Origin of the sequence: Burkholderia sp. PR2, from assembly GCF_052372875.1 — a bacterium.
Classification (GTDB): Bacteria; Pseudomonadota; Gammaproteobacteria; order Burkholderiales; family Burkholderiaceae; genus Burkholderia; species Burkholderia diffusa.
In genome coordinates this window covers 218,475-242,557 of sequence record NZ_JBQRWH010000002.1, presented here as the reverse complement: position 1 = coordinate 242,557, position 24,083 = coordinate 218,475, and the positions used below count along the sequence as shown (strand labels likewise).

The 24,083-nt window shown below is 68.1% G+C and carries 24 protein-coding genes and 3 pseudogenes; 9 read left to right on the top strand and 18 right to left on the bottom strand.

Going from position 1 to position 24,083, the window contains the following annotated elements:
* Positions 1 to 65: 65 nt before the first annotated feature.
* Positions 66 to 191 (top strand): annotated as a pseudogene (locus tag ACT2FV_RS12640) (divalent metal cation transporter); the annotation flags it as partial.
* 121 nt (positions 192 to 312) lie between these two features.
* On the opposite strand, the gene ACT2FV_RS12635 reads toward ACT2FV_RS12640, so the two are convergent.
* The 7 genes from ACT2FV_RS12635 to ACT2FV_RS12605 form a co-directional block, all read right to left on the bottom strand.
* Positions 313 to 924 (bottom strand): hypothetical protein, encoded by a 612-nt coding sequence (locus ACT2FV_RS12635; protein ID WP_124901567.1) that lies wholly within the window; start codon positions 922 to 924, stop codon positions 313 to 315.
* A gap of 59 nt (positions 925 to 983) precedes the next feature.
* Positions 984 to 1,595 (bottom strand): DUF4142 domain-containing protein, encoded by a 612-nt coding sequence (locus ACT2FV_RS12630; RefSeq protein ID WP_151049045.1) that lies wholly within the window; start codon positions 1,593 to 1,595, stop codon positions 984 to 986.
* A gap of 28 nt (positions 1,596 to 1,623) precedes the next feature.
* On the bottom strand, positions 1,624 to 2,481 hold the full coding sequence (locus ACT2FV_RS12625; protein ID WP_151049044.1) for an SDR family oxidoreductase: 858 nt from the start codon (positions 2,479 to 2,481) through the stop codon (positions 1,624 to 1,626).
* Between the two features lie 112 nt (positions 2,482 to 2,593).
* Positions 2,594 to 3,160 (bottom strand): hypothetical protein, encoded by a 567-nt coding sequence (locus ACT2FV_RS12620; RefSeq protein ID WP_151049043.1) that lies wholly within the window; start codon positions 3,158 to 3,160, stop codon positions 2,594 to 2,596.
* A 67-nt stretch (positions 3,161 to 3,227) separates the two neighbouring features.
* On the bottom strand, positions 3,228 to 3,527 hold the full coding sequence (locus ACT2FV_RS12615; protein ID WP_059605954.1) for a DUF2795 domain-containing protein: 300 nt from the start codon (positions 3,525 to 3,527) through the stop codon (positions 3,228 to 3,230).
* A 46-nt stretch (positions 3,528 to 3,573) separates the two neighbouring features.
* Entirely contained in the window at positions 3,574 to 4,602 is a 1,029-nt protein-coding gene (locus ACT2FV_RS12610; RefSeq protein WP_444504012.1) for an SDR family oxidoreductase, read from the bottom strand.
* A 27-nt stretch (positions 4,603 to 4,629) separates the two neighbouring features.
* A complete protein-coding gene (locus ACT2FV_RS12605) occupies positions 4,630 to 5,037 on the bottom strand; it encodes a BON domain-containing protein (protein WP_059605996.1) in 408 nt (135 codons plus the stop codon).
* A 243-nt stretch (positions 5,038 to 5,280) separates the two neighbouring features.
* Between ACT2FV_RS12605 and ACT2FV_RS12600 the strand changes: the two are divergent.
* A pseudogene (locus ACT2FV_RS12600) lies at positions 5,281 to 5,844 on the top strand (glycosyltransferase); the annotation flags it as partial.
* Positions 5,845 to 5,852: 8 nt separating this feature from the next.
* Positions 5,853 to 6,008, top strand: coding sequence for a hypothetical protein (locus ACT2FV_RS12595; RefSeq protein ID WP_174920159.1), 156 nt, complete (start codon positions 5,853 to 5,855; stop codon positions 6,006 to 6,008).
* A gap of 17 nt (positions 6,009 to 6,025) precedes the next feature.
* Here ACT2FV_RS12595 and ACT2FV_RS12590 read toward each other — a convergent pair whose 3' ends face one another.
* A complete protein-coding gene (locus tag ACT2FV_RS12590; protein ID WP_124625462.1) occupies positions 6,026 to 7,393 on the bottom strand; it encodes a sigma-54-dependent transcriptional regulator in 1,368 nt (455 codons plus the stop codon).
* A 350-nt stretch (positions 7,394 to 7,743) separates the two neighbouring features.
* Here ACT2FV_RS12590 and ACT2FV_RS12585 point away from each other — a divergent pair, with 350 nt between their 5' ends.
* Positions 7,744 to 8,808, top strand: a complete 1,065-nt coding sequence (locus ACT2FV_RS12585; protein ID WP_151049040.1) for a sigma-54 interaction domain-containing protein — start codon at positions 7,744 to 7,746, stop codon at positions 8,806 to 8,808.
* A 26-nt stretch (positions 8,809 to 8,834) separates the two neighbouring features.
* On the opposite strand, the gene ACT2FV_RS12580 is transcribed toward ACT2FV_RS12585, so the two are convergent.
* The 5 genes and pseudogenes from ACT2FV_RS12580 to ACT2FV_RS12560 all read right to left on the bottom strand — a co-directional run bounded on the left by ACT2FV_RS12580 (position 8,835) and on the right by ACT2FV_RS12560 (position 12,746).
* Positions 8,835 to 9,785 (bottom strand): glycosyltransferase, encoded by a 951-nt coding sequence (locus tag ACT2FV_RS12580; protein ID WP_124625466.1) that lies wholly within the window; start codon positions 9,783 to 9,785, stop codon positions 8,835 to 8,837.
* Positions 9,775 to 10,851 carry a glycosyltransferase family 9 protein gene (locus ACT2FV_RS12575; protein WP_151049039.1) on the bottom strand — a complete coding sequence of 359 codons (1,077 nt, stop codon included), beginning with the start codon at positions 10,849 to 10,851 and terminating at the stop codon, positions 9,775 to 9,777. The genes ACT2FV_RS12580 and ACT2FV_RS12575 overlap by 11 nt, the downstream gene beginning before the upstream one ends.
* The gene (locus ACT2FV_RS12570; protein WP_444504011.1) at positions 10,848 to 11,849 is read right to left on the bottom strand and encodes a glycosyltransferase family 2 protein; all 1,002 of its coding nucleotides are present in this window, start codon (positions 11,847 to 11,849) and stop codon (positions 10,848 to 10,850) included. The genes ACT2FV_RS12575 and ACT2FV_RS12570 overlap by 4 nt, the downstream gene beginning before the upstream one ends.
* A 37-nt stretch (positions 11,850 to 11,886) precedes the next feature.
* A pseudogene (locus tag ACT2FV_RS12565) lies at positions 11,887 to 12,102 on the bottom strand (BON domain-containing protein); the annotation flags it as partial.
* Between the two features lie 278 nt (positions 12,103 to 12,380).
* Positions 12,381 to 12,746 carry a chemotaxis protein gene (locus tag ACT2FV_RS12560; RefSeq protein ID WP_444504010.1) on the bottom strand — a complete coding sequence of 122 codons (366 nt, stop codon included), beginning with the start codon at positions 12,744 to 12,746 and terminating at the stop codon, positions 12,381 to 12,383.
* Between the two features lie 251 nt (positions 12,747 to 12,997).
* On the opposite strand from ACT2FV_RS12560, the gene ACT2FV_RS12555 reads away from it, so the two are divergent.
* Positions 12,998 to 14,587 carry a PAS domain-containing hybrid sensor histidine kinase/response regulator gene (locus tag ACT2FV_RS12555; protein ID WP_444504009.1) on the top strand — a complete coding sequence of 530 codons (1,590 nt, stop codon included), beginning with the start codon at positions 12,998 to 13,000 and terminating at the stop codon, positions 14,585 to 14,587.
* A 4-nt stretch (positions 14,588 to 14,591) separates the two neighbouring features.
* Here the strand turns inward: ACT2FV_RS12555 and ACT2FV_RS12550 are convergent, their stop codons facing one another.
* The 5 genes from ACT2FV_RS12550 to ACT2FV_RS12530 all read right to left on the bottom strand — a co-directional run bounded on the left by ACT2FV_RS12550 (position 14,592) and on the right by ACT2FV_RS12530 (position 17,913).
* The gene (locus ACT2FV_RS12550) at positions 14,592 to 14,924 is read right to left on the bottom strand and encodes a four-helix bundle copper-binding protein (protein WP_175817575.1); all 333 of its coding nucleotides are present in this window, start codon (positions 14,922 to 14,924) and stop codon (positions 14,592 to 14,594) included.
* A 29-nt stretch (positions 14,925 to 14,953) separates the two neighbouring features.
* Positions 14,954 to 15,136 carry a hypothetical protein gene (locus ACT2FV_RS12545; RefSeq protein ID WP_444504286.1) on the bottom strand — a complete coding sequence of 61 codons (183 nt, stop codon included), beginning with the start codon at positions 15,134 to 15,136 and terminating at the stop codon, positions 14,954 to 14,956.
* Between the two features lie 53 nt (positions 15,137 to 15,189).
* A complete protein-coding gene (locus ACT2FV_RS12540) occupies positions 15,190 to 16,725 on the bottom strand; it encodes an FAD-dependent oxidoreductase (RefSeq protein WP_151049035.1) in 1,536 nt (511 codons plus the stop codon).
* A 364-nt stretch (positions 16,726 to 17,089) separates the two neighbouring features.
* Positions 17,090 to 17,542 carry a phosphate-starvation-inducible protein PsiE gene (locus ACT2FV_RS12535; RefSeq protein ID WP_151049034.1) on the bottom strand — a complete coding sequence of 151 codons (453 nt, stop codon included), beginning with the start codon at positions 17,540 to 17,542 and terminating at the stop codon, positions 17,090 to 17,092.
* Positions 17,539 to 17,913, bottom strand: a complete 375-nt coding sequence (locus tag ACT2FV_RS12530; RefSeq protein WP_444504008.1) for a LysR family transcriptional regulator — start codon at positions 17,911 to 17,913, stop codon at positions 17,539 to 17,541. Before ACT2FV_RS12530 ends, ACT2FV_RS12535 begins: the two co-directional genes overlap by 4 nt.
* Before the next feature lie 416 nt (positions 17,914 to 18,329).
* Between ACT2FV_RS12530 and ACT2FV_RS12525 the strand changes: the two genes are divergently transcribed.
* The 4 genes from ACT2FV_RS12525 (at position 18,330) to ACT2FV_RS12510 (ending at position 24,061) form a co-directional block, all read left to right on the top strand.
* The gene (locus ACT2FV_RS12525; RefSeq protein ID WP_059605917.1) at positions 18,330 to 19,400 is read left to right on the top strand and encodes a Dyp-type peroxidase; all 1,071 of its coding nucleotides are present in this window, start codon (positions 18,330 to 18,332) and stop codon (positions 19,398 to 19,400) included.
* Positions 19,393 to 20,208: a family 1 encapsulin nanocompartment shell protein gene (locus ACT2FV_RS12520; protein WP_059605914.1), complete on the top strand. Its 816-nt coding sequence runs from the start codon at positions 19,393 to 19,395 to the stop codon at positions 20,206 to 20,208. Before ACT2FV_RS12525 ends, ACT2FV_RS12520 begins: the two co-directional genes overlap by 8 nt.
* Before the next feature lie 108 nt (positions 20,209 to 20,316).
* Positions 20,317 to 20,586, top strand: a complete 270-nt coding sequence (locus ACT2FV_RS12515; RefSeq protein ID WP_444504007.1) for a hypothetical protein — start codon at positions 20,317 to 20,319, stop codon at positions 20,584 to 20,586.
* Between the two features lie 628 nt (positions 20,587 to 21,214).
* Positions 21,215 to 24,061: an ATP-dependent Clp protease ATP-binding subunit gene (locus ACT2FV_RS12510; protein ID WP_444504006.1), complete on the top strand. Its 2,847-nt coding sequence runs from the start codon at positions 21,215 to 21,217 to the stop codon at positions 24,059 to 24,061.
* The last annotated feature ends 22 nt before the right edge of the window (positions 24,062 to 24,083 follow it).

The window sequence follows — 24,083 nt, the reverse complement described above, 5'->3', positions numbered from 1 at the left end:
GCGGCAACGACGCGGCGCGGGAAACCACGACCGCCGCATCCACCGGTCAGCCGTGGTACCGACGGCTGTCACAGCGACGCGATGCGGCCGGCCAGCCCGGCAGCGGCATCGCATCGAACGTGTTCGGGTGGCTGGCGGGCGTGCTGATGGCGGGATCGGTGATCGTGATGGCCGTGGACATGCTGACCTGACCGGCACGGTGTGGTTGCGTCAGCAACCGTTCAAGCGAGGCGGACGGGGACGGCAGAGCAACGATATCGGACAGCCGGGCGGCCGCGCAAGCAGCATGGCCCGGTTGCCCGATCGGCATGGTTACATCATCTTGCCGCGCGACTTTTCGGCACGCGCCGCGTCGGCCGCCGACTCGACCTTCTTCACTTCCTCCGGCGGCGGGAGCACCGCCTTGAAGCCCATCGATTCGATCCACATCTCGCGCGCCCAGCCGCGAGTGTGATACAGGTGATGGTCCTCGTCGGCCTCGACTTCATCGTGTGCAGCCTTCAGTGCCTTCGCCGCGTCGCCGTCGCGCAACTGGTCGGCCGCATAGCCGATCAGTTCCCAGTTCAGGTGATCCTTGGTTTCGGCCAGCACCACGCATTCGGCCGCGACGACCTGCGCGACCGCCGGCTCGGCCTGCTTCCTCGCCTGCTCGATCACCTGGACGAGCGACTTGCCGGTCGCCTCCACGGCGGCGCGGCCCGGCGACTTCGTATCCGGGTCGAGGCCGAGTGTTTCGAATACCTTGCGCAGTACGTCCTGGTGATGCATCGTTTCGCGGTGGTACTTCTCCCATTCCTTGTGCAGGTCCTCGTCGGTCGCGCACTGGAGCGCGGCCTCGTAGATCTTCGCGCCGCCAAGCTCGGTCTCGTATGCCTGGCAGAGCAGTTCGAGGATGCCTGCATGCTTCGATTGTCGTTGGGCCATGACTGCTTCTCCGAAAGAACGGGCCGCCCGCGCGGCCCTGGGGTTGAAACGGACGCGCGTTACTGCGCGCCCACCTTGCGCTGGAGTGCCTCCGCCATGCTGAGGTGATGCCTGAGCGTCGGCAGCGTGGATGTCGCGAACGCACGCAGTTGCGCGTCCTTGCCGTCGCGCGCCTCTTCCTCGAACAGCGCAACCGCCTTTTTGTGCGCGTCCGGGCCGACCGCGGCAACATAGGCGGTGTCGAAGTCGTGCCCGCGCTTGCCGCGCAATGCCTCGACGTCCGGATCCGTGATCTGCTCGACCTGCGGTTTCATGCCCTTGCGCGCGGCAATCTCGTTGAGCTTCATAGCGGCCTTGCCATGGTCGGCCACCATCCTCTTCGCGAACGTGCGCACGTCCGCGGACTGCGCCTGCTCCAGCGCGAGCTGGCTCGCCTGCACCTCGGCCTTGCCGGCCAGCGCGGCCTTGTCGACGAATTCCGCATCGACGCCCTGCGGTGCTTTCGCGATGCCCGGATCGCCCGCGCCGGCACCCGACGTCGGGTTGATCACGCCGCCCGGCACGTGCGAATTCGATGCGGGCGGCTCGCTCGGCATCTGTGCATGCGCGAATCCCGACACCGCGAGTACACCCGCGGCGAGCGCCGCGATCGTCCAGTTGGGCTGTTTCATGCGCTTTCTCCTTGTGTGGGCAGAATCGTCACCCGCCGACGATCGACCCGCCGTTCGGATGCAAGGTCTGTCCCGTCATGTAACTCGCGCCTTCGGACGCGAGCAGCACGTAGCAGCCGATCAGCTCGTCCGGCTGCCCCGGCCGCTTGAGCGGCACGTTCGCGCCGAACTTCGATACCTGTTCGGCGGTGAAGGTCGACGGAATCAGCGGCGTCCAGATCGGGCCGGGCGCGACGGCATTCACGCGAATGTCGCGCTCGGCCAGCTCGATCGACAGCGAGCGCGTGAACGCGACGATCGCGCCCTTGGTCGCCGAGTAGTCGGGCAGCTTCGGGCTGCCGTGATACGCGGTCACCGACGCGGTATTGACGATGCGCCCGCCCGCCTTCATGTGCGGCAGCGCGGCCTGCGTGCAGAACACCATTCCGTACACGTTCGTGCGGAACGTGCCTTCGAGCTGTTCCTCGGTCACGTCCTCGATGCCCTGCTGCGGATGCTGTTCGCCCGCGTTGTTGACCAGCACGTCGAGGCGTCCCAACCGCTCGACCGTGCGCGCGACCGCGTCGCGTGCCTGCCGGCGGTCGCCGACGTCGCATGCGATCGCCTCGCAACGCCGCCCCGCCTGCTCGATCAGGCGCTTCGTGTGCGCGGCATCGTCCGATTCGTTCAGGTACACGATCGCGACGTCAGCGCCCTCCTTCGCGAAACCGATCGCGACCGCGCGGCCGATCCCGCTGTCGCCGCCCGTCACGAGCGCGACCCTGCCGGCCAGCTTGCCGCTGCCGACGTAATCGGCCGCTTCGTCGCGCGGCTTCGGATGCATCTCCCGCTCGTGGCCCGGCTGTTGCGTCTGCGTCTGGGACGGCGGTGTCCTGGCGATGGTCATGGGTTCCTCCTTGAACGGGTGTCGCGAATGCATCGCAAGCTGCGTGCCGTGTACCGCGCACCGGCCCGCGCTGCGGCACGCCGCGCTGCAGGCACAGGCGGAAACGACTCGTTCAGCGCGGGCGGCCCTGCGCGGTGCCGTCCGGCCGGCGCACCGGATCGAAGTCGCGCCACTCGCCGTCGTGCCAGTCACCCTCGACGCGCTCGATCGATTGCGCGCCGGTCGCACGCAGCACGTCTTCCGCGGCGGCCGCGTTCGTCGCCGTCACGCGTGCGGCCAGAATCACGCCGGTTTCGGTATGCGCAAGCGTGCCTTTGCCTTCGGCCTGCTCGCCGCGCATCCGCCCGAGCGCGCCGCCGAATGCGCCGAGATACGCACCGGCGAGCGCGCCGGCGGCCGGCACGAACCAGTAGTGCACGCCGAGCGCATAGACGATCAGCCCGACGATCGCGCCGATCAGCAGCCCGCGCAGCGCGCCGACCATCGCGCCGCGGCCACCCGGCTTCGCGGCCGTATCGGCATATACGTCGCCGCCGATCGGAAAGCGCGCGTGCTGGCCGCCCGGGTTCAGGAAGAAGATCGACACGTCGTCCGGGCCGAACGCGCGCTCGTAAAGGTGGCGCGCGCCACCTTCCGCTTCATGGAACGTCGTGAAGCGTCCTGCGACGATCATCGCCATGTTCGTGCTCCTCGTGACCGTAAGCTGCCGCACACGCGACGGCGTGCGCGACGCGACGTGGCGGCGCTCACATCAGCCGCCCGAGCTCCTTCGATACCGATGCCGGCGTGCCATATTCGCGATCGGGTATCTGCCTGAGCATGTCGATTACGCGCGGGTCGGCGTGCGAGCGCTCCGCGCACTGGACGACTTCCGACTTGCTCGCCGGATAGTCCATCCCCTTCAGCGCCTTCTGCACGTCGACCGGGCCCGGCGCCTTGCCGTGCCCCGTCTGGTGGCCGCCCTTGTCGTGGTCCTGCTGCGTGCGCTCGCCTTCGTGCGCGCGAGCGTGGCTGTATTCGTGACCCGTATGTTGTCGGGATGACATGGAAACCTCCTTCGAATGAGAAACCGGGATACGGAAACGAACGCGGTTACGTCGAGGCACGCCGCGCACGTGCCAGCGCGGCAACCACGAGCGCCGCGGCGCCGAGCGCGACCGCGCCCGCGACCTTCGGCTGCTGCACCACCGCGTTGTACGCACAGCCGCGCAGCACGGGCCCTTCCATTCCTTCGCGCTCGTGCAGCGCATGGCGGGACTCGTACAGCGCGTTGTCGTCGCGCGGGCGCGCCGGTCGCACCGTGCGCTGGCCGCGCGAGAACAGCGTGGCGGCGACGCGATCGAACAGGCGCGGCGCGTGATAGGCGCTGGCCGACGTCAGCTTTGCGGCGCCGCCGACGAACAGCGCGCGGCGCGGGTGCGCGGCGGCGAACAGGATCGCGTCGGCGACGAGGTCCGGGTCGTAAATCGGCGGCGGCAGCTTCGCCTCGACGTTCATGTAGTTCTTCGCGTGCATCACGAACATCGTGTCGATCGCGGCCGGTTTGATGAGCGTGACGGACACGGGCAAGTGATCCGACTCGATCTCGAGGCGCAGCGAATCGGTGAAGCCCTTCACCGCGTGCTTCGATGCCGCATACGCGCTTTGCAGCGGCACCGGCGCATCGGACGCCTCGCTGCCCATGTTGATGATCGCGCCGCCGTGGAAATCGCTCTTGCGCCGGAAATGGTCCGACGCGACGAGCGAGCCGTGCACGACGCCCCAGTAGTTGGTGTCGAACAGCCGGCGCTGATCTTCGAGCGGCACGGCCGCCGCCGTGCCGAAGATCGACACGCCCGCGTTGTTGACCCACGTATCGAAGCCGCCATAGGTATCGACCGCTTTCGCGGCCGCGCGTTGCAGGTCCTCGAGAATGCCGACGTCGCCGGCGACCGGCACCGCAAGGCCGCCGTGCTGGCGGATTTCCTCGCACAGCGTGTTCAGCGCGGTCTCGTTGCGCGCGAACAGCACCAGCTTCGCCCCGCGCCGTGCCGCCTTGCGCGCGGTGACGAGGCCGATGCCGCTCGTGGCGCCCGTGATCACGATCGTCTGCTCGCCGACCGGTTTGAGCATGCAGTTCATCACTGGACTCCTTCTACGAGGCCGAAGTTATTTCGGGCGGATGGTCAACTGGTTGCGCACGTCCTGCACGCCGTCGATCTGCTTGACGACGCTGACGGCCTGCGTGCGCTGCTGTTCATCCGGCACGCTGCCGGTCAGCATCACGATGCCGTGGCGCGTCTTCACATGAATGTCGCCGGCCGACAGGCCGCTTGTGCCGACCAGCTCGGCTTTCGCCTTGGTCGTGATGGTCGCGTCGCGGATCTTCGTGCCGGTGCTCGAATGCGTCGACGACGACATGGATGACGATGCCGTGCCGTCGTCGCCTGCGGCGAACACGTTCGGCGCGACGGCGATACAGGCAGTGGCCGCGGCGATCGCGACCGCCATGCCGAGACGCTTCGCGGCACGACGGCGGAATCGCGGAGCGCGGGATTGCAACGGGAATACCTTCATCGTGACCTCCTGTCGGGTGATGCCGGCATGGCCGGCGGACATCCGGGTGGCGCAAATCGCGTGCCGCGCGCAATACGCGGCGCGCACGCGCGACGCGCTGACCAGACGCCCTTTCATCCAACGCGTTGTAATTTTTTCGGCTCGGGGGCGGGGCATGCGCCCAGCAAAGTGGCGGGTATGGTGATTGCCGAAGGGGGACGCAACGGAGCTGGCCGGCGTGGCCCCGCTCTCGGGAGCAGCACCATGCAAGGAATCGCGTTGATCGGTGAACATGCGTCGCCGCTGGGGGTGATCGGCGGCGTGGATGCGGGCGTGCAGAACATCTACGTCGCGAACGTCACGAAGCGCCGAGCGCGGCCTCGACGTCGACGTCCGCACGCGCTGCGACAATCCGCACCTGCTGGAAGTCGCGCGGATCGGTCCGCGCATGCGCGTGATCCACGTGCCGGTCGGGCCGCCCGCCGATATCCCGAAGGAACGGCTGCTGCCTTATACGGGCACGCTTGCGGACTACATGACGGCGCGCATGCGGCAGGAGCCCGACCCGGTCGACGTGATGCACGCGAACTGCTTGGTGTCGGGCGAGGCCGCGCTACGCGTGAAGAAGCATCTCGGGATTCCGCTCGTCATGACGTTCCATGCGCTCGACCACGTACACCGGCTGCATCAGGGTGTGCCGACGGTTTCCCCGACGAACGCTTCGCGATCGAGGACACGCTCGCGCGCCGCGCAGACCGGTTGATCGCGGAGTGCCCGCAGGATGCGCTCGACCGGACCACGCCCTACCGCGCCGATGCCGCGCGCATATGGTCCGCATGTTTCCGCGCCTATGGCTCGAACGCGGCATCGCGCCCGCGTTCGCGAGCCTGTTGTGGATCCTGGGCGAGCGGCGCACGTTGCCGCCGCATGTCGAGCGCATGCGCCGCCGGCTCGACGAAGAAACGCGTCGCCGTGCGGGTGCGCGCGCATGAGCATGTCCGGCACGACATCAGGAATCCGGTTTCTCCACTTCGTCTTCCAGTTGCGCGAGCCGGTTGTAGATCGTCTTCAGGCTGACGTCGAGCACCTCCGCCGCCTGCGCCTTCACGCCGCCGCATTGCGCGATCGTGCCGAGGATCAGCTTGCGGTCGACTTCCTCGAGCGGCGTGCCGAACGGTACCGTCACGCGCTCCTCGTCCGAGTCGACCATGTTCGACAGTTCTTCCATGATCGGCGGCGGCAGCGTGTCGATCACGTCCGCATCGGTGAAGATGCTCGCGCGCTGCACGAAGTTGCGCAGCTCGCGCACGTTGCCGGGCCACGCGTAGGTCTTCAGTGCTTCGCGCGCGGCCGGCGCGAAGCGCAGGTTGCGGCCGCTTTCCTCGTTGTAGCGCTGCAGGAACGCGTCGGCGAGCATCGGGATGTCCTCGCCGCGCTCTCTGAGCGACGGCAGCGGGATCGGAAACACGTTGATCCGGTGAAACAGGTCGGGCCGCAGCTTGCCGTCCGCCATCGCGGCTTCCGGATCGCGGTTGGTGGCCGCGACGATGCGCACGTCGACGTCGATCTCGCGCGTCGAGCCGAGCCGCGTGAGCCGCCCGGTTTCCAGCACGCGCAGCAGCTTGACCTGCGATTCGACCGGCATCTCGGTGATTTCGTCGAGGAACAGCGTGCCGCCGTCGGCGCGTTCGAAGAAGCCCTTGTGCTGCCGCTCGGCGCCGGTGAAGCTGCCGCGGTCGTGGCCGAACATCTCGCTCTCGACGAGGTTCGCGGCGATCGCGCCGCAATTCACCGCGAGGAACGGGCCGCGGCGGCGCAGGCTCAAATCGTGAACCGTCTGCGCGGCGAGCTCCTTGCCCGTGCCCGACTCGCCGGTGAGCAGCACCGACGCTTCGGTGCGCGCGACGCGGCCGATCGCATCGTAGACGGCCTGCATCGCGGGCGAACTGCCGAGCATCCGGCCGAAGCGGCCGAGACGCTTCAGCTCGGAGCGCAATTCGGCGATTTCCTCGTGCAGCGCGGTGGTGCGCGGCACGCGTGCGAAGATGCTGTTCAGCCGCTGCATGTTGAGCGGTTTCACCAGATAGTCGGTCGCGCCGCGCCGCAACGCGTCGATCGCGGTTTCGAGACTTGCGTGACCGGTGGTCAGCACCATTTCGCAATGCGCGTGCTTGGGCAAAGCGTCGAACAGATCCATCCCGTTGCCGTCCGGCAGCACGAGGTCGCACAACACGAGATCGGGGGTATGCGTCGAAACGAGCGTGCGCGCTTCTTCGAGCGTCGCGGCCGTGTCGCAGGCGAGTTGCTGCGCCTGGGCGAGCGTCGCGAGCATCATGCGCGTATCGGCATCGTCTTCGACGATCAGGACATAAGGCATCGAAGCTCCTTGTGATGCGGCCCCGGCGCCAAGCATCGGCCGAAACCGCGGCTGGCATGCAATGCGGGGCATGACGCCGGTACTTGGCATGCACGTCCGCACTGCACACGAATGAGCAGACTAGCTGTCCTGCCATGACAATCGAGTGCTTAGCAGTATAGAAGAAGCGCGTCGCGCAATCGCCACTCATCGAATAAATCTATCCGCCGGCGGCGGTGGCATTGCCAGATTCAATCCGCCGATTTCGGCATAAAAGGTATGATCTCCACATGAAAAAACGACGCGTGCCGGTCATTTTTTCATCCAGTCTTCGACGGTTTCGGTCAATATTTCCCGACGCGATATCACTCATGTCGAAATCCGACGATGACGGCACGCGACTGTTCGGCCGCTCGCGAACGATTCAGAACTTGCTGCTGAAAGTTTCGCGCGTCGCAAGCACACGCGTCAGCGTGCTGGTGGTCGGCGAGAGCGGCGCCGGCAAGGACATCGTCGCGCGGCTCATCCACGACATGAGCCCGCGCCGGCGCGGCCCGTTCGTGCCCGTCAATTGCGGTGCAATTCCGAAAGACATCGCGGAATCCCATTTGTTCGGACATGAGAAAGGCAGCTTCACCGGCGCCGTTGCACAACATGTGGGCATGTTCGAAGCCGCGCGCGGCGGGACGCTGTTTCTCGACGAAATCGCGGAAATGCCGGCGGAATTGCAGGTGAAATTGCTTCGCACGCTCGAGTCGAACACGATCATGCGCGTCGGCGGTCACGAAGCGATTCCGCTCGATGTGCGGATCGTCGCGGCCACTCGTCACGATCCCGTGGAGGCCGTGCGCAGCGGTCGGCTACGCGAGGATCTCTTCTACCGGATCGCGACGATCGCGCTGCACGTGCCCGCGCTGCGGCAGCGCGAGGACGACGTCGGCGACATCGCGCTGCAGATCGTCGAACGGCTGAACGCGCGGCACCGCACGCGCAAGCGTCTGTCGATGCAGGCGATGAAGGCGCTGCGCGCGTATACGTGGCCCGGCAACGTGCGCGAGCTGCGCAACGCGCTGGAGCGCGCGTTCATCCTCGCGGACGAACAGATCGAACTGCAGTTGCCGCGTCGGCAACAGCCGCGAGAGGAAGTCCGACACAATGCGATGACGCTGCATATCGGCACGACGCTCGCGCATACGCAGCAGCGCTTCATCGTCGCGTCGCTGCGTCATTTCAACGGCGACAAGCCGCGCACCGCGAAGGCGCTCGGCATCAGCCTGAAGACGCTGTACAACCGCCTCGCGCTATTGCCCGAACACGAGCGCAATGCCGCGAGCGGCGCGCCAGCACCGGCGTCAGGCGCGAATGATGCAAGTGGTGCAAGTGGCGCCGGCGGCGCCGCGAGCGCGGGCGCGCCACCGAGCGCGACGAGCCCGTAAGCGCGCCGCCTCGGCGGCTGAACCGCTCACGACGCGACGTCGCGCAACGCGCTATCCCATTCACGCACGAACCGCTCGATCCCGAATCGCTCGCACGCATCGCGCTTCGCCGCCGCGCCCCACTCGCGCGCGAGGTCCGGATCGCGGATCAACATGCGCATCGCGTCGATCAATACGGCAGGTCGCGTATCGGCGACCCCGTTGCAGCCACTCTTCACGAGCTGTGCCATCTCCGTCGTTGCGAGCGCAACGATCGGCAGCCCGATCGTCATCGCCTCAATCACCGCGAGCTCGAGGCTCGCGTAGCGGATCGGATTGAAGAAGAAGCGGTAGTGCGACAGGAACTGCGGCAGCGCCGGGTTCGGCACCTCGCCGATGCCGCCGAGCTCGTTCGACCCAATGCCCACCAGATCGAGCGGCACGCTGTGACGCACGACCTCGAACAGGTCAGCACCGAGACACCGCCCGCGCCGCGCGATGTTGTTCACGACCGTCACGCCCTTCGGCAGCGTGCCCCGATACTCCACGCCGTCGGGAATCCGCACGCCATGCTCGATCACGCGCGTCGGCGTGACGCCGTTGTCCCACATCAGTGCGTTGAACGGCGTGACGTGCACCAGCAACACGTTCGGATCCTGCACCGGGTGCAGTGTGTCGGTCGGATGTTCGCGCGGTGGATCGTGTTCGACGAACAGCGCCGGCAACGCACGCTGCGCGTCGCTCAGGAGCCGCAACCGGTCGTGCGCGTAGTGATCGTGATGCTGGTACAGCACGCAGTCGAACTCGGTGTCGCGCACGCACTCGACGCTCACCTCGTGCACGTTGTCGCCCCATGGCAGGTGCCCGGCCCGCCCCGCGTAGCCGGGCGGATGCTGCGGCTTCGTCACGATATGGAAATCGTGCGGCGCCTGCGACAGGTAATACAGATAGTTGCCATGCACGTGCCAGGTGAGCACGCGCAACCGCTTACGTGACATGACGTCTCTCCTCGGCGAGCAGTTCGCACGCCCGCTCCATCACGTCGTCGACACCGATCGCCGTCGCGCACGCGTGCCCGTACGGACACGTGTCGAACGTGCACGGCCGGCAAGCCGGATAGTTCGCGAGCACGCGATGGCGTTCGGCGTCGAGCGGCGCCCTGCGGGCCGTGTCGCTGCCGCAGGCGACGACGATGCTCGGCGTACCGAACGCCGCCGCGACATGCGACACGCCCGTGTCGTTGCACAGCACGAGCCGCGCGCGGCCGATCAGCGCGGCCAGCGCGCCGAGCGGCGTGCGCCCGCACAGGTTCACGCACGGCCGCGCGAGATGTTCGACGAACGCACCGGCCAGCGCAAGCTCCGCTCGCGTACCGGTCAGCACGATCTGCCAGCCGTCGTCCGCGAGCTGCCGTGCCACGCTCGCGAAGCGCTCGGCCGGCCAGCGCCGCGACGCCATCCGTGCGCCCGGATGAACGATCACGTAGCGGCGCGGATCAAGCGCATGTTCGTCGCACAGCACATGCCATAGCGCATAGTCGAGGCCGCCGAGCGGAAATTCCAGGTAATCGCCCCAGTCCGGATAGCCGAGCTTGCGCATCAGCGACAGGTAGCGCGTGACCTCGGGCTCCCCGTCGCGCCAGACGAGCGAACAGTCGAGCGCGGTCGTGCCGCCGTCAGGCGGCACGAAGCCGGCGGTACGCGTCGCACCGAGCGACGCGACGATCGCGTTGGTCTGCGCGCCGCTGCCGTGCAACTGGATCGCCAGATCGAAGTCGCGTGCGCGGCATTCCGCGACGAACGCCTCGCGCGCGGCCGGCTCGGCGTCCGGCTGCTCGTCGAGCCCCGGCGCGCCGGGAAACGGGATGAAGTTGTCGACGTAGTCCGAGAAGCGCGATGCGAACTCGCGTGCCCAAGGCAGCCCGATCAGCGTGATGCGCGCAGCCGGTTCGCCGCGCCGCAACGCGCGCAGCGCCGGCACCGCACACAGCATGTCGCCGAGCTGCAGCGCGCGGAATACCGCGATGCGGACCGGACCGGACGACGAAACGGATTCGAGCATCATAGGAAGAACACCCGGAAGTGAAGCGCGCCGCGCATGCGCCAGTACAGCGACACGGGCGGAATCGCGATCGACGTGACGATCATCTCGGCAATGTGCGACGGGGTGAGCCGCGTGCCGCGCAGCCGCTTCGCGCAGAACGCGGCGGTAATCACGGCCCAGGCCGCCGCGCAGGCGATGCCCGGCGCGCGCCACCCGGCCACGAAGCAACCGATCGCGCCGAGCACGAACAGCACGGCCGCGTAGTAATGCCATGGCGGCATCGGCCGGATATGACGCCGGTAGGTCGCACGATGCTTCTTGTACAGCAGCGCGTCGAAATACACCTTCGATTGCTGGCCGATGCTCGCGCCCCAGCGCGCGGGGCGCACCGGATGCACGATCCGCGCGGCGTCGACCTCGACGATCGGTCCCGCATGCTCGCGCAGCGCGAACATGAGGTCGGCGTCTTCGCGCCATGCGCGCGTGAAGCGCTCGTCGAACCCGCCGACGCACTCGAGCGCCGTGCGCCGTACGAAGCAGTTCGCGGTCGCGAATTCCGCACGCGCGAGGCCGGCCGCGTCGCGCTCGTAGTCGGTCGGGTGCGCACGCAGCGGCACGTCGATACGCCCCGCCGCAGCCACCGCGGCCGGTTCGGCGAGCAGCGCGGCCGCGCCATGACGCAGCCAGGTCGGATCGGGAATCGTGTCGTCGTGGGTGAACGCGATCAGCGCGCCGCGCGCGCTGCGCCAGCCGATGTTGCGCGCGCCCGCCGGCCCCTGCGTATCGGGTGCGGTCATATAACGGATCACGGGCACATCGCTCACGCGTGCGCGGCACGCGTCGACGGTCTCCCACGCGCTGCCGGCCGGGTCGTCGTCGACGACGACGATCTCGTAGGTGGTCGGATCGAATACCTGCACGCACAGCGCTTCAAGGCAGCGCTCGAGCAAATCGGGCCGCCGATACGTCGGCACGACGACCGACACGACCAGCGGCAGTTGCACGTCGCGCATGTTCATCTCGGCTTCTCCTGCAAGAACGAGCCGGTCACGAGCCTGCCGGGCGCTCGCTCCATTCGCTGCCCCAGTCTTCCGGGCCGACGTCCTCGCTCGCGAAGCGCCGGTACGCGGATTCGTCGTCGGCATCGTCCCGTCGGAATGGGTCGCCACGGAGATCGCGCTCGCCGGTGTCCCCGTACGCGCGTTCGCGGCGCGCCTGCCAGTCGGGCAGGCCGCTCCGTTCGGCTTGCGGTCCGGGATATCGCCGTTGCATCGTGTCTCTCCTTGATCCGCGCCTGTGCCGCGCACGGCCCCACGTCGCGTCGCGGCGCGCGTCGGGCAACCGGTTGCAAGTCATGTGCCGCCTGCCGGCGCGAAGGGACGGCACGCCGACGTCAATATTCCGGTCGACGCCGTGATCCCCGCACCTCGCGCCCGATGCCCGCCGACGGGCGGCGCTGATCGGCCACTCGTCGCCGCACGTCTCTTGCCGGGCGTCCCTATCTGCAACGGGATTGCAGTTTTTGCGCAGCCGGTCGTCCTGCTATGGCCCTATACGCCGCCCGTGCCGGGTTCCCCCGGCGCGTCCGGATCGTCGATGCCGCCGGGCTCGCTCAGCCGGTCCGTGCGATCCGGCTCGATGTCGGCGGCTTCCTCCAGCCCCGAATCGCCGTCCGCGGACGCGCGCTCGCCAGTGCCCGCGCGGTCCGTATCGCTGTCGCGGGCCGCGTCTCCGCGCTCCAGCGCGTGCTCGTCGAGCGGCGAATCGACGTCGAACGGATAGCGCCGCGCGCCCGCCATGTCGCTGCCGCTGTCGGACGAGTCGCTCGGCCCCAGCGCGCGGCCATCGCGGCCGCGCCGCGCGTTGTCGTCGTCCGGGCCGGCCGGTTCGTTGTCGGGGTTCAGTGTGCTGCTCATGTCGATGTCCTCGTGTAGCCGCAAAGCGCCGCGGCGGACCGGACAGAGATGCAATCGCCATGCCGCACCGCCGCCTCCGGCAGGATTTCGCACCACGTGCGCCGCGCGGCACAGGCCGTGCGTCCCCATTGATCAGGTGAATTGACCTCCCTTATGCTTTCGGGGTGTCAATCCAATTTGAATGGCCGCAGCCAGCCCGGCCGGCTGCGGCGGGGCGGCGTTCCTCCGCCCGCATACGACTTGCCGTTCCGATGAAGACAGACGACACCATTTCCAATCCGCCCCCGCCGCTCGGACCCAACGATGCGCGCGATCTGCGGCACCGCTTCGCCGAGTTTCGCTTCGAGACCGTCGTCGGCGCGATCACCGACTACGCGGTGTTCATGCTCGACGCGCACGGCAACGTCGCGACGTGGAACACGGGCGCCGAGCGCATCAAGGGCTATCGCACGGCCGAGATCGTCGGCCACCATTTCTCGCGTTTCTATCCGCCCGACGCGATCGCGGCCGGGCGGCCCGCATTCGGGCTCCGGGAAGCCGTCGCGCACGGCCACTTCGAGGACGAAGGCTGGCGCGTGCGCAAGGACGGGTCGCTGTTCTGGGCAAGCGTGACGATCACGGCCGTGCGCGACCATGCGGGCCAGCTCGCCGGCTTCATCAAGATCACACGCGACATGACCGAGCGCAAGCGGCTGGCCGAACTCGAAGTGTCAACGCACCGGCTCAGCGTGTTCATCGCGATGCTCGCGCACGAGTTGCGCAACCATCTCGCGCCGCTGCGCCATTCGGTCGGCGTGCTGCAGAGCCTGCCCGATCCGGCGCCCGAGCTCGCGCAATGCCGCGACGCCGTGCACCGCCAGGTCGGACACTTGACGCGACTGGTCGACGACCTGCTCGACGTCGGGCGCATCACCGCCGGCAAGGTCGAACTCGACGACGCGCCGGTGACCGTGCGCGACCTCGTCTGCCGCGGCGTGGAAAGCATCCAGCCGAAGCTGGCCGCGCGCGGGCAGCACATTCGCGTCGATCTGCCGGCCGATCCGCTGGTGGTGCGCGGCGACGCCACGCGGCTCGTGCAGGTGCTGCACAACCTGCTCGACAACGCGTCGAAATTCTCGCCGCAAGGCGGGCGCATCGACGTCGGCGCGCACACCGAAGGGCCGATCGTCGCGATCCGCGTAACCGATCACGGCGTCGGCATCGCGCCTGGCTCGCTCGAATCGATCTTCGACCTGTTCGAACAGGAAGCCGTGCCGGGCCGGCGCCCGTCGGACGGCTTCGGGCTCGGCCTTGCGATCTGCCGGTCGTTCGTCGAGTTGCACGGCGGGATGATCGCCGCTGAGAGCAGCGGCCCCGGCCATGGCGCGACGTTCACGGTACGGCTGCCGCTCGAGCATGCCACGCGCGCGACGCCGGGCGATGCGCCCGCACCGCGCACAACCGAACAACCGGCCCGTGCGCCGCTGCGCATCCTCATCGTCGACGACAACCGCGACTCCGCCGACACGCTCGCCGTGCTGCTGCAGGTCAAGGGCCACGCGCCGCGCGTCGCGTACAACGCGGACGACGCGCTGGCGCTCGCGGGCGACCTCGTTCCGCACCTGATGCTCGTCGACCTGTCGATGCCCGACGTCGACGGATTCACGCTGCTGCACCAACTGCGCGCGATCGACGCACTGGCCGGCATGACCTGCGTCGCGCTGTCCGGCCATGGGAGCCCGGCCGACTTCGCGCGCACCGCGAGCGCGGGCTTCGACGATCACCTCGTCAAGCCCGTCGAGATGGCGGTGCTCGACGCGCTGCTGCAGCGCGTCGCCCGCCAGGTTCGCGACGCGCGCTGATCGCTCAGGTCATCGCGCGGCACATCGCAGCGCAGGTGTCGCATGCCAGCGCGCAGCGGCGGCAGTGGTCCTGCGCGTGCTGCAGGCATTCAGCTGCGCACAGCTCGCACGCATGTGAGCAAAGCGCGCATACCTGAGGCGCGAGCGCGCTGCCGCGCGCCATCGCGCCCGATGCAAGGCGGCACAGCTGCGCGCACTCGATGTCGAGCGCGATGCAGCCTGCCAGGGTGTGCGATTCCGGTTCCGCCAGGCACCCCGCGATACATGCGTCGCACGCATGCGCACACGCGTCGCACGCGGCCATGCAGTTGTCGTAGCGATCGTCGATCTGGTTCATCACAGCCCTCCTCGTTCCGGTTCGCATCGTCATGGCGTCGGTTTCACCTTCATCCAGCCCGGCTCGCGCACGTCGAACGCGCGATACGCGTCGATTGCGTTCGGGAACCGCGTCGCGAACACCTCGATGGAGCAGCCGAAGTCGCGGTTTATCTGCTCATGTCCGGTTCGGCCATCTCCGCGCATGTCGCGACGATGCAACAACCGTTGCATACGCAACATCTTGACCGGAGCGTGCACCGCTCAACGCACAGTCGGCAGCCTGCTCACGCGTGCGTCGCGCCTTGCTGCTCGAGCGCCGCTTCCGCGCGCAGGCAGTCAAGATCGCGGCCGATCGTCGCGACCGCGAGCCGCTTGTCGCCGCGCCAGTACGTCACCGAACCGTCATGCGCGCGCAGATCGCCGTCGATCTCGACGCGATCCCATTGCTCCGCGTGGCCGACATAGCGTACCGTCAGGTCGTAGTGCTGGCTCCAGAAGAACGGCACCGCGTCGAACGGCTGCTGCCGGCCGAGCATGTTGCGCGCCGCGGCGATTCCCTGTCGCTCCGCGACGACCCAGTGCTCGACGCGAATGCGTTCGCCCGTCAGCGAATCGGGCCAGCGCGCGATGTCGCCGGCCGCGTAGATGTCCGGCGCGCTCGTCTTCAGGAAACGGTCGACCGTCACGCCGCGATCGACGAGCAACCCCGCGTCTTGCGCGAGCGCGACGTTCGGATGCACGCCGATGCCGACCAGCACGACGTCCGCCGGCAGCACATCGCCGTTCGACAGCGTTACGTGATCCTGCGCGATCTGCGTGGGCGTCGCGCCAAGATGAAACGCCACGCCGTGCGACTCGTGCAGCGCGCGGATCGTGTCGCCGAGTGCGTCGCCGAGCACGCGCGCCATCGGCCGCGCATCGGGCGCGACCACCGCTACGTCGAGCCCGCGCGTGCGCAGCGCGGCGGCCGCTTCGAGGCCGATGAAGCTCGCGCCGACCACGACGCAGCGACGCGCGGCCTTCAGCTTGCCGATCAGCGCATCGCAATCGGCGCGCGAGCGCAGCACGCACACGTGCGGAAGATCAGCGCCCGGTACGGTCAGGCGGTTCGGCTCGGCGCCGGTGGCGAGCAGCAGCGCGCCGTAGCCGACGCGGCTGCCGTCCGCGAGTTCGACCGCGTGTTGCGCGGGGTCGATCCGCGCGACGCGCGTGCCGCAGTGCACATCGATGCGCTGGTCCGTATAGAACGACGCCCCGCGCAGCGGCAGCCAGTCGGCTTCTGCCGTGCCGGCCAGATAGTCCTTCGACAGGTTCGGTCGATCGTACGGCGGCTCGCTGTCCGCGCTCAGCAGCGTGATCGCGTGCGGGTAGCCTTCCTGCCGCAGCGTCACGGCCGCCGCGATAGCGGCCGCGCCACCGCCGACGATCACCACCGATTCGGGCAATCCGGCCGCGTTCGACACGGGCGGCGACGCGGCAGGCTGCGCGCCGAGCACGACCGCCCGGCCGTCTCGACGTTCGACGCGCCAGCACGTCAGGCCGTCGAGCGCCGGCGCGCGCAGCCGTTCGCCGGTGCGCAGGCAGAACGCCGCGTGATGCCACGGGCAGCGAATCGTATCGCCGACCAGCAGCCCTTCGGCCAGCGGTGCGCCGTAGTGAGGGCATTGCGCGCCCACGGCAAACAGCGCGTCGGCGCGACGCACCAGCAGCACCGTGGTGTCGCCGACCTGACCCTCGATCATCGCGCCGTCAGCGATGTCATCGAGCGAAATGCCCCGCGCAAGATCGGGGCGTGAAGACGATGCGTCGCTTCCAGACATGGCGCGGCTCCCAGCTGAGGTAACGATCCCATTATCGGCGTCCTTCCTGAAAAGAGCAGGTACGGGCGACCCCGCAGCGCACGCAAACGCGGTTCATGGTTCGTATGCGATCCGCGACCGGCATGGAACGTCCGCGACGTTGCGGCGCAACACGCTGGATACGCGTGCGCGGGTGTCCGGCAACCGGAGCAATCCGCATGCCGTGTGCGGCATACGGCCTGGCGAGCGACCCGAGCGGGCGACCCTTGAACGGCCAATCCGTGCCGGGCACGGCAAGCTTGCCTGCTGTGTCCGTTTCAACGATGACACCGTTATCGATGTGGAATCCTTCGTTCTTCACCGACAGCGCCGGCCAGGCGCGGCCTTAACGACGCGTGTGCGCGTCCTCCTCGACATCGTCGACTTCCGCCGGAAAACGGTGCTGACCGAAGCTGAGGATCAGTACGCCCACCGCAAGCAGCACGATCCCGAACGTGGTCATCAGCATTCGCTCGGGGCTGTCGGTGGCGCCGCGCAGGATCAGGTCGCGCGCGAGCGACGTCATCGCGATGAACAGCGGAAAGCGCACTGGCAGCCGGCCGAGTCGCAGGTAGCGCACGTCCATCGCGAGCACTTCGAGATACAGGAACATCAGCAGCAGGTCGGTCAGCGACACCTCACCCGCGAGCACGACTTTCCACGCTTCCTGCGCCATCGCGAACGCGGTCGCTAGGCCGATCACGATCAGCCCGACCAGCTCGGCCGCATGGAGGAAGTGTCCGAAGCGGCGGCGGATGCGCTCGGCGGCCGTATCGGCGGAAACAGTGGACGTATTCAACGCGATGACTCGTGCAATGGCATAGGTTCCGCGATCGAAGATCCGTCGACACGGTCGATGGTTTCGAGCGGCGGAAAGCCCCCGACGGGTAAATCCTGAACGGTTGCGCACGCATCGATCTGGGCGATGGCTTGCGCGGCCTCGGACAGCGTGCTTCGGCAGCACGGGTGGAACGCGACGCCAGCATCGGTACACGCCATGGCGTCGCCTGCGCGGTCCGGCAACGATCTGCAGCCGGGATCCCGTTCGAGGCAATCGACCCGCGCGTTCACCTGCGCGTCGCCGCGTTTCAGGTCGGACGCCGCGCCGGACGCCCCGCCATGCTCGACCACCGCGACGAAAACCGGCATCGCTTCCGGCAGGTTCATCATGACGGTCCTCGTCGGTGGGCGGAGCGAAGCTAATCTACTGCACGCGCCACACGCGCTCAAGAGCACAGCGCCGCGCGCTTCAGGAGTACAGCCGCGCGCCCGCGACGCGAAAACGGACTCCGATCAATCCATTCGAATCACAGATTGCCGATACGTGTTCCAAAGACCCGCCGAAGCTGCTAGATTGCAGGCTCGACGACGTTACGCGGTGCGGCGAGGTCATGCGCCGGGCGAACGCGCGGCCATCCTGCCTGCCTCCCCTTGCGCGCCCGGGCGGCAGGCCGCCGCTGCCACGGCCCGTTGCGCGATGCCCGCGCAACGTCCTTCATCCGCATGTCACAAAGAGAACAGTCGCATGACACAGTCCAACCGTGCGTCTTCGCGCGCCGCGGCATCCTCGGCCCGTCCGTCCCGACATGACTGACCGGCAGGCCGCGATGCAAACCCTTCCCCCGCTCTCCCAGGCCGTTCACAGTCCGATCACGCGCAGCGCGATCTTCCTCGTCGCAACCGTCAACCCGGGCGCCGACCGAGCCGACACGATCCGCGCGTGGTGTGGCGACATCGCCGCGCTCGTGCGCTCGGTCGGCAAGCGCGTGCCGGGCGGCAACCTGTCCTGCGTGTGTGGCTTCGGCGCCGACGCATGGGATGCGCTGTTCGGCGATCCGCGCCCCGCGTCGCTGCATCCGTTCCGCGAATTCGGCGCCGGCCAGCGTGTCGCGGTCGCGACGCCGGGCGACATCCTGCTGCACATCCGCGCCGAGGCGATGGACCTGTGCTTCGAGCTCGCAACGCAATTGCTCGGCGCGCTGGGCGACGCAGTCACGGTCGTCGACGAGGTGCACGGCTTCCGCAACTTCGACCAGCGCGCGATGATCGGTTTCGTCGATGGCACCGAAAACCCGGAAGGCCGCGAGGCGGTCGACTTCACGGTGATCGGCAACGAGGATCCGGCATTCGCGGGCGGCAGCTACGTGATCGTGCAGAAGTACCTGCACGACATGGCCGGCTGGAACGCGCTCGCGGTCGAGACGCAGGAGCGCATCATCGGGCGCACCAAGCTGTCCGACATCGAGCTCGCGCCGGACGTGAAACCGTCGTGCTCGCACAGCTCGCTGACCACGCTCGACGAAGACGGCAAGGAAGTGAAGATCCTGCGCGACAACATGCCGTTCGGGCGCCCCGGCTTCGGCGAATTCGGCACCTATTTCATCGGCTACGCGCGCTCGCCGGCGCCGATCGAGCAGATGCTCGAGAACATGTTTGTCGGCCGCCCGCCCGGCAATTACGACCGGCTGCTCGACTACAGCCGCGCGGTCACCGGCTCGCTGTTTTTCGTGCCGTCGGCCGACCTGCTCGAAGCGCTCGCCGATCGCGCCGCACCGGCCGACGCCACCGCCGCGCCGCCGGCCCCCACCTCGCCCGAGTCGCGTCGTGACGGCTCGCTGAACATCGGATCGCTGAAAGGAGCCAAAGCCCATGAATAACCTGCACCGCGAACTCGCGCCGGTTTCCTCGTCCGCCTGGGAGCAGATCGAGGAGGAAGTGGCACGTACCTTCAAGCGCTCGGTGGCCGGGCGCCGCGTGGTCGACGTCGAGGGCCCGGCCGGCCCTGAGCTGTCGGCCGTCGGCACCGGGCATCTGCGCGAGGTCGCCGCACCGCGCGAGCAGGTGAACGCGCGGCTGCGCGAAGTGCGCACGATCGTCGAGCTGACGGTGCCGTTCGAATTGAGCCGCGATGCGATCGACAGCGTCGAGCGCGGTGCGCGCGACGCCGACTGGCAGCCGGCGAAGGACGCCGCGCAACAACTCGCATTCGCGGAAGACGGCGCAATCTTCGACGGCTATCTCGCCGCGGACATCGTCGGCATCCGCGAAGGCACGTCGAACCGCAAGCTCACGCTGCCGGCCGACGTCAGCGCGTACCCGGACGCGATCAGCGACGCGCTGGAAGCGCTTCGGCTCGCCGGCGTCGACGGCCCGTACTCGGTCGTGCTCGGCTCGGACGCCTACACGGCGCTGAGCGAAGCGCGCGACCAGGGCTACCCGGTCCTCGGCCACATCAAGCGCATCGTCAGCGGCGAGATCATCTGGGCGCCGGCGATCAGCGGCGGCTGCGTGCTGTCCACCCGCGGCGGCGACTATGAACTGCACCTCGGCGAAGACGTGTCGATCGGCTACACGAGCCACACCGACAAGGTTGTTCGCCTGTACCTGCGCGAAACGTTCACGTTCCTGATGCTGACGAGCGAGGCATCGGTGGCCGTGGCGCCGCAGGGCAACGCGGCGACCTGACCGCGGTTGCCTGCGCGCAATGCCCGACCGCCGGGCGTCGCGCGCGACCGGCCGCGCCGCCGGCCGCATGTTCGTCTCCGATCGGACCCATCTTGCATGGAGCATGTCATGAGCGATACGAATGATGCACTGCAGGCGCTGCAAGCGTCGGTCGACAATCTGAAGAGGACGGTCGACGCGAACGCGGGCAACCAGGCCGGCGACTCCGCCGTGCTGTTTACCGTCGTGTCGCTGATTCTGGCCGAATTGCCGCCCGACACGCGCAACCTGATCGAGGATTCGTTCTCCGTCTGGGCCAATGGTCTGCCGAATGCCGCGCTGTCGACGGACGTGAAGCAGATCGCCCGCCAGCGGCTCGCAATGAAACTGTCCGACTGATCCCGGTTCGCCACGGTGGGCGCCATGTCCGGCCCGTACCGTGCAACCCGGCCTCTCCTTCGCCGCCACGCACGCATCGGCTGCGGTGCGCGTGTGGCCGGCCATGACCGGTTCGCGTACGCCACCGGCGCGCGCGCTCGCACTGCGGAATTTCCGCGGCGCTCATCCACCCGCGTTGTCGCCCGTTTGCCGGCAACCGGCGCCCTGCGCGCCGATGTCGCACCGCGATACGCTCGCGTGCCGCTCCTCCCCGCCTCCAGTCACCGCACGCGGCGCATGCCGCACACACCCGTGCCGCCGCGTGCGCGCCCGTCTGTACTCCTTGCCCCCCGCGCGTGCGCGCACGTGAGGGTGCAATTCGCGGTCGGTCCGGTGTGGAACTGTGTCTTGGATGCCCCCCGCCGATTCGCTATTTTGAACGCAGTCGAAGCGATGCCGTGGGCTCCTCGCAGCACTCGCGCTTCCCGCCCCGACCGCGACCGTGTGACACGCCGGCGCGCGCTGCGCGACAGCGTGGGCGCAGCACGCGCACCACCGCGTCGTGTGTTCGCGGTCGGGACGCGCGAGCGCCGCACCGCATCGGGACGTCACCCTTCGACCCACGTTCACAGACAGGAGCCAGACCACCATGCCCGCACTTTGCGATATCTGCCACGCCCGGCCGGCCGTCGCGCGCGCCACCGTGATGCAGGACGGCGAGCGCAAGACGATCTCGATTTGCGATTACCACTTCCGCCAGTTGATGCGGCATCAGAGCATGCTGAACCCGTTCGATTCGCTACTGGGCGGAGGTGGCTCGTCGTCGCTGTTCGGCGAGCTCGGCGACGAATCGCCGCTCTCCGCCGAGGTGCCGCGCGAATCGGTCGACCCGACCGACGCGTTCAGCGAACAGACGCTCGAACTGCTGCAGCGCGCGGCCGAGAAGGCGCACGAACTGCGCCGCAGCGAGCTCGACACCGAACATCTGCTCTACGCGCTCGCGGACACCGACGTGTGCGCCGCGCTGCTGAAGGAACTGAAGCTGTCGCCGCAGGACATCAAGTCGTATATCGACGAGCATGCGCACACAGGCACGGCCTCCCCCGATGCACCGCTCGACAAGCTGTCGATCTCGCCGCGCGTGAAGAAGGCCGTGCAATACGCGTTCCAGGCGTCGCGCGACCTCGGTCACTCGTATATCGGCCCCGAGCACCTGCTGATCGGGCTCGCGTCGGTTCCGGACAGCATCGCCGGCACGCTGCTGAAGAAATACGGCGTGACGCCCGAGGCGCTGCGCCAGAAGGTCGTGAAGGTGGTCGGCAAGGGCGCCGAGGACGGCCGCGTCGACGCGCCGACCGGCACGCCGAACCTCGACAAGTTCGGCCGCGACCTCACCGCGATCGCGCGCCAGGGCAAGCTCGACCCCGTGCTCGGCCGCGCGCAGGAAATCGAAAGCACGATCGAGGTGCTCGCGCGCCGCAAGAAGAACAACCCGGTGCTGATCGGCGAGCCGGGCGTCGGCAAGACGGCGATCGTCGAAGGGCTCGCGCAGCGGATCGTCAACGGCGACGTGCCCGAGGTGCTGCGCAACAAGCGGCTCGTCGAGGTCAACATCAATTCGATGGTCGCCGGCGCCAAGTATCGCGGCGAGTTCGAGGAGCGCGCGAAGCAGCTGATCGACGAAGTGACTGCAAAGCAGGACGAACTGATCCTGTTCATCGACGAACTGCATACGATCGTCGGCGCGGGCCAGGGCGGCGGCGAAGGCGGCCTCGACATCGCGAACGTGCTGAAGCCCGCGCTCGCGCGCGGCGAGCTGAGCCTGATCGGCGCGACGACGCTCAACGAATACCAGAAGTACATCGAGAAGGACGCGGCACTCGAACGGCGCTTCCAGCCGGTGTTCGTGCCGGAGCCGAGCGTCGAGCAGACGATCGTGATCCTGCGCGGGCTGCGCGACAGCCTCGAGGCGCACCACCAGGTGACATTCGCCGACGACGCGTTCGTCGCGGCCGCGGAATTCGCCGACCGCTACATCACGTCGCGCTTCCTGCCCGACAAGGCGATCGACCTGATTGACCAGGCCGCCGCGCGCGTGCGGATCGGCGCGACGTCGCGCCCCGTCGACATCCAGGAGGGCGAAGCGCAGATCGCGCAACTGAAGCGCGAGCAGGACTACGCGACGTCGCGCAAGCGCTTCGACGAAGCGAAGCAGTTCGAGGAGCAGATCAACGCGAAGCAGAAGACGCTCGATGAAAAAATGGAGGCGTGGCAGCGCAAGACCGGCTCCGAAACGCTCGAGGTGACGGTCGAGTCGGTCGCCGAAGTCGTATCGCGGCTGACCGGCATTCCCGTGTCCGAACTCACACAGGAAGAGCGCCAGAAGCTGCTGAAGATGGAAGAGCAGTTGCGCGAGCGCGTAGTGGGCCAGAGCGACGCGGTGGTGGCCGTCAGCGACGCCGTGCGGCTGTCGCGCGCAGGGCTCGGCCAGACCCACCGGCCAATCGCGACGTTCCTGTTCCTCGGGCCGACGGGCGTCGGCAAGACCGAGCTCGCGAAGGCGCTGGCCGAGACCGTGTTCGGCGACGAGCAGGCGATCATCCGCATCGACATGTCCGAGTACATGGAACGGCATGCGGTCGCGCGGCTGATCGGCGCGCCGCCCGGGTACGTCGGCTACGACGAAGGCGGCCAGCTCACCGAGCGCGTGCGGCGCCGCCCGTACAGCGTGATCCTGCTCGACGAGATCGAGAAAGCACACCCGGACGTCTACAACGTGCTGCTGCAGGTGTTCGACGACGGCCGCCTGACCGACGGCAAGGGCCGCTTGGTCGACTTCAGCAACACGATCATCATTGCGACGAGCAACCTCGGCGCCGCGATCATCATGGACAACCTCACGCAGCCGGAAGCCGCGCGCAAAGCCGACAAGGCGATCCGCGACGAGCTGATGCAGGTGCTGAAGGGCCATTTCCGCCCCGAGTTCCTGAACCGGATCGACGAGGTGATCGTCTTCCACGCGCTGTCGAAGGAGAACATCCGCGCGATCGTGCGGATCCAGCTTGACCGCGTGGTGCGCACGGCCGCCGCGCAGGACATCACGCTCGTGATGGGCGATGCGCTCGTCGAGCACCTGACCGAAGCCGGCTACCAGCCGGAGTTCGGCGCGCGCGAGCTGAAGCGCCAGATCCGCCAGACCATCGAGACCAAGCTCGCGAAGGAGATCCTCGCCGACCGGCTGAAGTCGGGCGACCGCGTCGAGGTCGACTACGACACGGCCAGCGACGAAGTGAAGTTCGCCAAGCTCGCTGCGCTTGAAGCGAAAGACGCGAAGGACGCGAAGAAGGACGCCGACGGCAACGCGAAACCAAACGGCAAGGCGGCCGCCAACGCATCCGGCGACTCGAACGCCAGCGATGCGCCTGCCGACGTGCCGCTACCCACCGCAAAGCAGTCCGGCAAGAAGTCGTCCGGCGCGAAGAAGGACGCGCACTGAAACCCCGCCTGCCCCGCAGCCC

Coding starts and splice junctions, on each gene's coding strand:
- ACT2FV_RS12575 (WP_151049039.1), bottom strand. CDS start 10,851: ATGATGCTCGAATCCGTTTCGTCGTCCGGTCCGGTCCGCATCGCGGTA.
- ACT2FV_RS12595 (WP_174920159.1), top strand. CDS start 5,853: ATGTTTCCGCGCCTATGGCTCGAACGCGGCATCGCGCCCGCGTTCGCG.
- ACT2FV_RS12510 (WP_444504006.1), top strand. CDS start 21,215: ATGCCCGCACTTTGCGATATCTGCCACGCCCGGCCGGCCGTCGCGCGC.
- ACT2FV_RS12525 (WP_059605917.1), top strand. CDS start 18,330: ATGACTGACCGGCAGGCCGCGATGCAAACCCTTCCCCCGCTCTCCCAG.
- ACT2FV_RS12635 (WP_124901567.1), bottom strand. CDS start 924: ATGGCCCAACGACAATCGAAGCATGCAGGCATCCTCGAACTGCTCTGC.
- ACT2FV_RS12620 (WP_151049043.1), bottom strand. CDS start 3,160: ATGGCGATGATCGTCGCAGGACGCTTCACGACGTTCCATGAAGCGGAA.
- ACT2FV_RS12530 (WP_444504008.1), bottom strand. CDS start 17,913: ATGATGAACCTGCCGGAAGCGATGCCGGTTTTCGTCGCGGTGGTCGAG.
- ACT2FV_RS12560 (WP_444504010.1), bottom strand. CDS start 12,746: ATGAGCAGCACACTGAACCCCGACAACGAACCGGCCGGCCCGGACGAC.
- ACT2FV_RS12605 (WP_059605996.1), bottom strand. CDS start 5,037: ATGAAGGTATTCCCGTTGCAATCCCGCGCTCCGCGATTCCGCCGTCGT.
- ACT2FV_RS12550 (WP_175817575.1), bottom strand. CDS start 14,924: ATGAACCAGATCGACGATCGCTACGACAACTGCATGGCCGCGTGCGAC.
- ACT2FV_RS12555 (WP_444504009.1), top strand. CDS start 12,998: ATGAAGACAGACGACACCATTTCCAATCCGCCCCCGCCGCTCGGACCC.
- ACT2FV_RS12520 (WP_059605914.1), top strand. CDS start 19,393: ATGAATAACCTGCACCGCGAACTCGCGCCGGTTTCCTCGTCCGCCTGG.
- ACT2FV_RS12610 (WP_444504012.1), bottom strand. CDS start 4,602: ATGAACTGCATGCTCAAACCGGTCGGCGAGCAGACGATCGTGATCACG.
- ACT2FV_RS12590 (WP_124625462.1), bottom strand. CDS start 7,393: ATGCCTTATGTCCTGATCGTCGAAGACGATGCCGATACGCGCATGATG.
- ACT2FV_RS12545 (WP_444504286.1), bottom strand. CDS start 15,136: ATGCAACGGTTGTTGCATCGTCGCGACATGCGCGGAGATGGCCGAACC.
- ACT2FV_RS12540 (WP_151049035.1), bottom strand. CDS start 16,725: ATGTCTGGAAGCGACGCATCGTCTTCACGCCCCGATCTTGCGCGGGGC.
- ACT2FV_RS12630 (WP_151049045.1), bottom strand. CDS start 1,595: ATGAAACAGCCCAACTGGACGATCGCGGCGCTCGCCGCGGGTGTACTC.
- ACT2FV_RS12625 (WP_151049044.1), bottom strand. CDS start 2,481: ATGACCATCGCCAGGACACCGCCGTCCCAGACGCAGACGCAACAGCCG.
- ACT2FV_RS12515 (WP_444504007.1), top strand. CDS start 20,317: ATGAGCGATACGAATGATGCACTGCAGGCGCTGCAAGCGTCGGTCGAC.
- ACT2FV_RS12570 (WP_444504011.1), bottom strand. CDS start 11,849: ATGAACATGCGCGACGTGCAACTGCCGCTGGTCGTGTCGGTCGTCGTG.
- ACT2FV_RS12580 (WP_124625466.1), bottom strand. CDS start 9,785: ATGTCACGTAAGCGGTTGCGCGTGCTCACCTGGCACGTGCATGGCAAC.
- ACT2FV_RS12585 (WP_151049040.1), top strand. CDS start 7,744: ATGTCGAAATCCGACGATGACGGCACGCGACTGTTCGGCCGCTCGCGA.
- ACT2FV_RS12615 (WP_059605954.1), bottom strand. CDS start 3,527: ATGTCATCCCGACAACATACGGGTCACGAATACAGCCACGCTCGCGCG.